This is a genomic window from Mycolicibacterium arseniciresistens (assembly GCF_030519285.1).
Classification (GTDB): Bacteria; Actinomycetota; Actinomycetes; order Mycobacteriales; family Mycobacteriaceae; genus Mycobacterium; species Mycobacterium arseniciresistens.
This window is the reverse complement of the sequence record NZ_JAUMSQ010000148.1, coordinates 1-7,579: the sequence shown is the minus strand read 5'-3', so window position 1 is coordinate 7,579 and position 7,579 is coordinate 1. Positions and strand designations below refer to the sequence as shown.

Sequence of the window (7,579 nt, the reverse complement as noted above, 5' to 3'; positions counted from 1 at the left end):
GGCATCGGCACCGCGGTCGCGGCGGCGGTCATCGACACACCGTCCTGACTGATCCGCCACAGCTCATCGACACCGGCGGCGTGCGGCGAACCACCGAGTCGACCGAAGTAGTTGAAGCCGATCGACGGGTCGGACTCCGGCAGGTCCACGTCGGGATTGAGGTAGCGCAGCAGACCGTAGGTCAACGGATCGGGCAGTGCGCGAAGCTGTTCCTTGGCGGCCTTGATCACCGCACCGAGCGCCGCATCACCGGCGGTGACCTGCGCCCAGGACAATCCGCCGACGTCGAGTGTCACCGGGTATTTGGCGGTGAACCAGCCCACCGTGCGCGACAGGTCCACGTCCGCGGCGAGTTCCTCATGGCGGCCGTGGCCCTCCACGTCGATGCCGATCGGCATCGCGCCGTGGCCGAGGAACTCGGTCCACGCCAGCCCGAACGCGATCAGCAGGATGTCCTGGATTCCGGCATGGAACGCCGCAGGCACCTCACCCAGCAGCGACCGCGTGGTGTCGGCGCCCAGGGACGCCGACATCTGCCCGGCGCCGGCGTAGGTGTCCCGCTCGGGTCGGGGCGCGGGAAGCGCGGCCGGAGTCACCGCCACCTGCCTCCACTCCTCCCCCAGGGCCGCGACCTCTGCGTCGTGGGCGTGCTCGGCCAGCAACGACGACCATCGCGCGAATGACGTCCCGCCTCCGGGCAGGGCCACCGGTTGGCCGCCGTGATGCTGGACCCAGGCGATGTTGATGTCCTGCAACAGAATTCCCCACGACACCGCGTCGACGGCCAGGTGGTGGATGATGATCGCCAGCTGACTCGTCGGGGGCGCCCACACCGCACTGAGCATCACCCCGGCGCCCGGGTCGAGCCGCGACCGCGCCTCGACGAGCACCTCGTCGTCGAGCACCTCGACGGTCCGCAGGCAGTCGCGTGCGTCCACCGCGCCCACCTCGGGCACCGTCAACGACCAGCCACCGGCGCCGTCGTCGTCGACGCGCAACCGCAGCATCGCATGGCGATCCAGCAGCGCCTGCAGCACCACCACCACGTCGGCCTCGGCGACCGGTGACGGAACAGCCAGTAGCACAGTCTGATTGAACTCGTCGACGGGGCCGTCCACAGCGCTCAGCCACCGCATGATCGGCGTGGCGATCACCGGCCCGATGCCTTCGTCCACCACTTCGGAGCCGCTGCCGGCCACCACCGCCACCCGGGCCACGCCCGCCACCGTCTGCTCGACGAAGACATCGCGCGGCCTGCACACCACCCCGGCGGCGCGGGCGCGGGCCACCACCTGCATCGACAGAATGCTGTCGCCACCCAGGTCGAAGAACGACTCGTCGACCCCCACCCGCTCCAGCCCCAGTACTTCCGCGTAGATGTCGGTCAAGATCTCCTCGACCGCGTTGCCGGGGGCCCGATACTCGCCGGCGGTGTATTCGGGTGCGGGCAGGGCGCGGCTGTCGAGCTTGCCGTTGGCCGTGAGGGGCAACGCGTCGAGGAGCACCACCGCCGCCGGGACCATGTAGACCGGCAGCCGCTGCGCCAACGCGCGACGGACCGCGGCGGGATCGAGCGCGCCGGCCACCGACGCGGTGATGTAGCCGACCAGGCGCTTGTCGCCGGGGCGGTCCTCGCGCGCGATCACCGCCGCCTGCTCCACCCCGTCCAGCCCGATCAGGGCGGACTGGATCTCGCCGAGTTCGATGCGGTAGCCGCGGATCTTGACCTGTTCATCGGCACGCCCGAGATACCGCAGCTGCCCATCGGCGCCCCAGGACACCAGATCCCCGGTGCGATACATCCTCGTTCCGGCCGCGCCGAACGGGCACGCCACGAACCGCGATCCGGTCAATCCCGGACGGCCCAGGTAGCCGACGCCCACGCCGTCGCCGGCGACATACAGCTCGCCGACCACCCCGGCCGCAACGGGGTGCAACCACTGGTCGAGCACGAACAACGCCGCCCCGGGAACGGGGAAGCCGACCGGCGGCGCACCCGATCCCGCAGTCAGCGGCGCGCTGATCGCCACGCACATCGTGGTCTCGGTGGGGCCGTAGGCGTTGACCATCATCCGCCCCGGTGCCCACCGGTCCACCACCTCGGCCGGACAGGCCTCCCCGACGACCACCAACGCCGCCGACTCCAGACCCTGCTGCGGCAGCATCGCCACCGCCGACGGCGTCTGCGTCAACACGCTGACCTGTTCGCTGACCAACACCTCGTGGAAGTCCTCCGGCGAACCCGCCACCGCTTCGGGGACCACCACCACCCGTCCCCCGCGCAGCAGCGCCCCGAAGATCTCCCACACCGACACGTCGAAGGCCAACGAATGACACAGCGGCCACACCCCGGGATTCGGCAACCCCGCATCCAACGACGCCAGCAACCGGGTCACGCTGTGATGGGTGACCGCCACGCCCTTGGGTGTGCCGGTGGTGCCGGAGGTGTAGATCAGGTACGCGACGTCGCCGGGGTCGGGCCCCGCCGGCGCCGTACCGGGTAGGGCCACGCCGGCCAGATCCGCGACATCGACCACGGCGACGGCGATTCCGTCGAGCCGTGACCGCAATTCCGCGCTGGTGATCACCGCCACCGGCGCGGCATCCTCCACGATGAACCGCAGGCGCTCAGACGGCACCGTGGCGTCGAGCGACAGATACGCCGCTCCGGTCTTGAGCACCGCGAGGATCGCCACGACCGCCTCGGCCGACCGCTCCAACAGCAGTGCCACACACTGTCCCGGTCCCACACCGTCGGCGGCCAGCAGGTGCGTCAACCTGCCGGCGGCCTCGTCGAGCTGCATGTACGTCATCGACAGGCCCTGGCATACCAGCGCCACCGCGTCCGGTGTCCGTGCCACGTGCTGGGCGAACAGCGCCGGAATCGACACAGCCGGGGCTCCCGGCTGAGTCAGCGCCGCGCGGTTGCCGAGCTCGTCCAGGTGGGCATGCTCACCCCCGTCGAGCACATCCACCGCCGACAGCCGCCGTTTCGGGTCGCCGGTCATTGCGACCAACACCCGCTGCAACCGGCCGATCAACGCCTCGATGCTGTCCGGGTCGAACACGTCGGTGCGGAACTCCACCGCCCCGCCGATCCCGGCGGCCTGGCCGCTCTCGGACCAGCGTTCACCGAGGGAGAACATCAGGTCCATCCGGGCGGTGCGGGTGTCCACCGGCATCGGCGTGACCTGCAGGTCACCCAGCGCGAGCGTCGCGGCCTCGTTGTTCTGCCACGTCAACGCCACCTGGACGAGCGGGTGGTGGGTGAGGTTCCGGGTCGGCTGCAGCCGGTCGACAAGCACTTCGAAGGGCACATCCTGGTGCTCGTAGGCGGCCAGGCCGCGCCGGCGCACCTGGGCCAGCAGCTCGGTGACGGTGGGATCACCCGTCAGGTCCGTTCTCAGCACCAGGGTGTTGACGAAGAACCCCACCACCTCGTCCAGCGCGGGGTCGGTGCGCCCGGCGACCGCGAAGCCCACCGCCACGTCGGTGCTGGCGCTCACCTTGGCGAGCAGTACCGCCAGGGCGGCCTGGATCACCATGAACGTGGTGGCGTTGTGCTCGCGGGCAACCCGCGAAACCTGCTGCTGCAGTTCGGCGGACCAGTCGATCGTCACCGTGGCGCCCTGCTGATCCGTCACCGCCGGGTAAGGGCGATCGGTCGGCAACTGCAGCCGCTCGGGCAGCCCGGCGAGCTCCTGCTCCCAGTACCCCACCTGCGCGGCGATGCGGCTTTCCGAGTCGGTCAGCTCACCCAGCCGCGCGCGCTGCCACAACGTGTAATCGACGTACTGCACCGGCAACGGCGCCCAGCCGGGCGCGTGCCCGGCAGACCTGCTGACATACGCCGCGCCCAGGTCCCCGATCAGCGGGGTGATCGACCAGCCGTCGGCCGCGATGTGGTGCACCACGGCCGCGAGCACGTGTGTGTCCTCGGCAAGGCGGAAAAGCGTTGCCCGCAGCGGGATCTCGTTTGCCAGATCGAACGGGTGGCGGATCGCGGCGTCGATCTCCTCCTGCAGTCGGGCCTGCGGCCAGTCGGTGGCATCGACGACGTGCCAGCCGAAGTCGGCCCGTTCGGGCGGCATCACCAGCTGCTGGGGTATCCCGTCGGGCGCGGCGAACAGCGTGCGCAGGCTCTCCTGGCGCGCAACCACATCGGCCAGCGCCGCCCGCAACCCCCCGGTGTCCAGCGGCCCGCTCAGCCTCAGTGCGGTCGCCATGTTGTACACCGGGGACGGTCCGTGCAATTGGTCGAGGAACCACAACCGCTGCTGGGCGAACGACAACGGCACCGCCGACGGCCGCTCCACCGCCACCAACGGCTCGCGCCGCGCCCCTCCTGCGCCGATTCGCAATGCCAACTGGGCGACGGTGGGCGCCTCGAACACGGCGCGCACCGAGAGATCCGCATCCAGGCCGTTGTTGATCGCGGCAATGACCCGCATGGCCGACAACGAATCACCGCCGAGGTCGAAGAACGAGTCGTCGACCCCGACCCGCTCGACACCCAGCACCTGGGCGTAGACCCCTGCCAGGATCTCCTCGACCGCGTCGGCCGGGGCGCGGTAGTGATCGCCTCCGCTGTATTCGGGTGCGGGCAGCGCCCGGATGTCGAGCTTCCCGTTGACCGTCAAGGGCAAGGCGGGCAACCGAACCACCGCGGCCGGCACCATGTACGCCGGGAGCCGCTCGGCCAGCGCCGTGCGGATCTCGGCCGGCTCGGCCTCCCCGGTCACGTAACCCACCAGGCGCTTGTCACCGGGGCCGTCCCCGCGGGCGATCACCGCGGCCTGCTCCACCCCGTCCACCCGGGCCATGGCGGCTTGGATCTCGCCGAGTTCGATCCGGTAGCCGCGGATTTTGACCTGCTCGTCGACGCGGCCCAGATAGTCGAGTTGCCCGTCGGCACGCCAGCGAACCAGGTCTCCGGTGCGGTACATCCGCGTCCCGGAGCCGGCCCCGCCGAACGGACACGCCACGAACCGCGCCGCGGTCAACCCGGAACGGCCCAGATAGCCGACCCCCACACCGTGACCGGCCACGTACAGCTCACCGACCACACCCACCGGCACCGGACGCAACCAGCCGTCCAGCACGAACAGCGCCGCGGTGGACACCGGCGCACCGATCGGCGGCGCCCCGGACCCCGGCGTCAGCGGCGCACTGATCGCCGCGTACACCGTGATCTCGGTCGGGCCGTAGGCATTGACCACCACCCGCCCGGGCGCCCACCGATCCACCACCTCGCCCGGGCAGGGCTCGCCGCCGAGCAGCAAGGCCACCGACTCGAGACCTTCCGGGGAGAGCGCCGCCACTGCCGACGGGGTCTGGGTGAGCACGCTGACCTGCTCGCTGACGAGAACGTCGTGGAAGTCCTGCGGCGCGGCCGTCACCGATTCGGGCACCACCACCAGCCGCGCCCCGCCGAGCAGCGCGGCCCAGATCTCCCATACCGAGAAATCGAAGGCATAGGAGTGGCACTGCGTCCACACCTGTTCGTCGGGAAGACCTTTGGGTGTCGACTCCGCCAGATGGGTCAGGTTGCGGTGCGAAATCGCCACTCCCTTGGGCACTCCGGTGGTGCCCGAGGTGTAGATGAGGTAAGCGACGTCATCCGGGCTCGGCGCCGGCAGAACGGTGCTCGGCCGCGAGTCGATCGCGGGGTCGTCGACATCGATGACCACTACGTCGAAACCACCGAGTCGGTCGGCCAGTCCGATGGTGGTGATCGCGGCGATCGGCGTGGCATCGACGAGCATGAACTCGACGCGGGCCGCCGGCAGCGCGGGGTCGATCGCCAGGTACGCCGCGCCGGTCTTGAGCACCGCCAGCATCGCCACGATGGCCTCGGCTGACCGCTCCAACATCAGCGCGACATGCTCGCCCGGGCGTGCTCCTTGGTCGATGAGCAGGTGCGCCAGCCGATTCGCCGCCTCGTCCAACTCGAGGTAGGTCAGCGAGCGACCCTCGAAGGTCACCGCGACCGCGTCCGGGGTGCGGGCCACCTGTGCGGCGAACGACGCCGGAACCGACACCGGCGTCGCCGGCCGGGTCAGCAGCGCACGGTTGCCGAACGCATCCAGCCGGGCGTGTTCGTCCTCGTCGAGCACGTCGATCGACGACAGCCGCCGGGTCGGGTCGGCCGTCATCGCCACCAACACGCGCTGCAACCGCCCGATCAACGCGCGAACACTGTCGGCGTCGAACACGTCGGCGTCGAATTCCACGCGAAGGCCCAGTTCGTTTCCCGGCTGAGCCTGCACGGTGAGCGGGTAGTGGTTGTACTCACGACCGGCGGAATCGGTGATCGAAAGCCCATTGCTGTCGGACAGCGCGGCGGTGTCGATCGGGTAGTTCTCGTATCCGAAGATGGTGTCGAACAGTTGGTCCTGACCGGTGATCCGGTGAATGTCGTTGAGCGCCAGATGCTGATGGTCCAGGGTGTCGTTGTGGGCGCGCTGCAGCTGGTCCAGCAGTTCCGCGGTGGTGGTGGCCGCTGTGATGGTCGCGCGCACCGGCACCGTGTTGATCAGCAGACCGACCATCGATTCGGCACCTGCCACCTCGGTCCTGCCCGAGACAGTGGTGCCGAAGGCGACGTCCTGCTGACCGGTCAGCCACATGAGCAGCTGGGCGAAGGCGCCCTGCAGCACGATGTTCACGGTGGTGTGGCAGGAGCGTGCCAGATCGCCGAGCGCCCGTGTGGTCTGCTCGGTCACCCGGAACGATTCAACGCCACGGGCGCCCAGCCCCAGCCTCTGCGCCGGTCCGACCAGAGTGGGTGTGTCGAAATCGGCCAGTAAGGCACGCCAGGCCGCTTCGGCGGCGTGGCGGTCGCGAGACGCCAGCCAGGACACGAAGTTGCGGTACGGCGCAGGAGCCGGGAGGCGGTGTCCGTAATAGCTGGCGAAGATCTCACTCATCAGGATCGGCAGCGACCAGCCGTCCATCACGATGTGATGGTTGGTCAGCACACACCGGTGCCGTTCTTCTGCGATGCGGATCAGCGCCACCCGGAAGGCCGGCCCGTCGGCGAGATCGCAGACCGCGGCGCGCTCCTCGGCGCAGACCCGCTCGACCTGCTCATCGACATCGGCGCCGGCGTTCAGCTCGAGGTACTGCCACCCGGGCGCGGGATCGGCCGGGATGATCTGCACCGGCTGGCCGAACTTCTCGGAGAACCGGGCCACGAGGTGAGGATGGCGGTTCACCACCGTGTGCACCGCATCGCGCAGCCCGTGGGGATCGAGTGGCCCGGTCACGGTGAAGGCCAGCTGCACCGCGTACACGTCGTCGCCGCCGTCGCGCGTGGTGCTGGCGTGGAAGAGCAGCCCCCGTTGCAGCGGTGTCAGCGGCAGAATGTCAGCGATCCGCATATTGCCCCTGAAGTTCGTCGATCTGCTGTTGGGTGAGACCGACCGCGATGTCGGAGGGCGTCAGTCCGCCGCCGCCGCCGCGCACGTGAGCGCAGATGCCGGTCAGGGCGTCGAACCACAGCCGGCTCAACCGGCTGACCTGATCGTGGTCGAGCGCCGAGGGCGCCCACGTCCAGTTGGCGTGCAGGTGCGGGCCG

The 7,579-nt window shown here is 69.9% G+C and carries 2 protein-coding genes; both read right to left on the bottom strand.

Annotated features, from left to right (window positions below; translation table 11 throughout):
- On the bottom strand, positions 1-7,382 hold a 7,382-nt coding region (locus Q2100_RS18415), incomplete at its 3' end, for a non-ribosomal peptide synthetase (RefSeq protein WP_407667650.1).
- On the bottom strand, positions 7,369-7,579 hold a 211-nt coding region (locus Q2100_RS31865; protein WP_407667649.1), incomplete at its 5' end, for a hypothetical protein. The genes Q2100_RS31865 and Q2100_RS18415, both read right to left, overlap by 14 nt.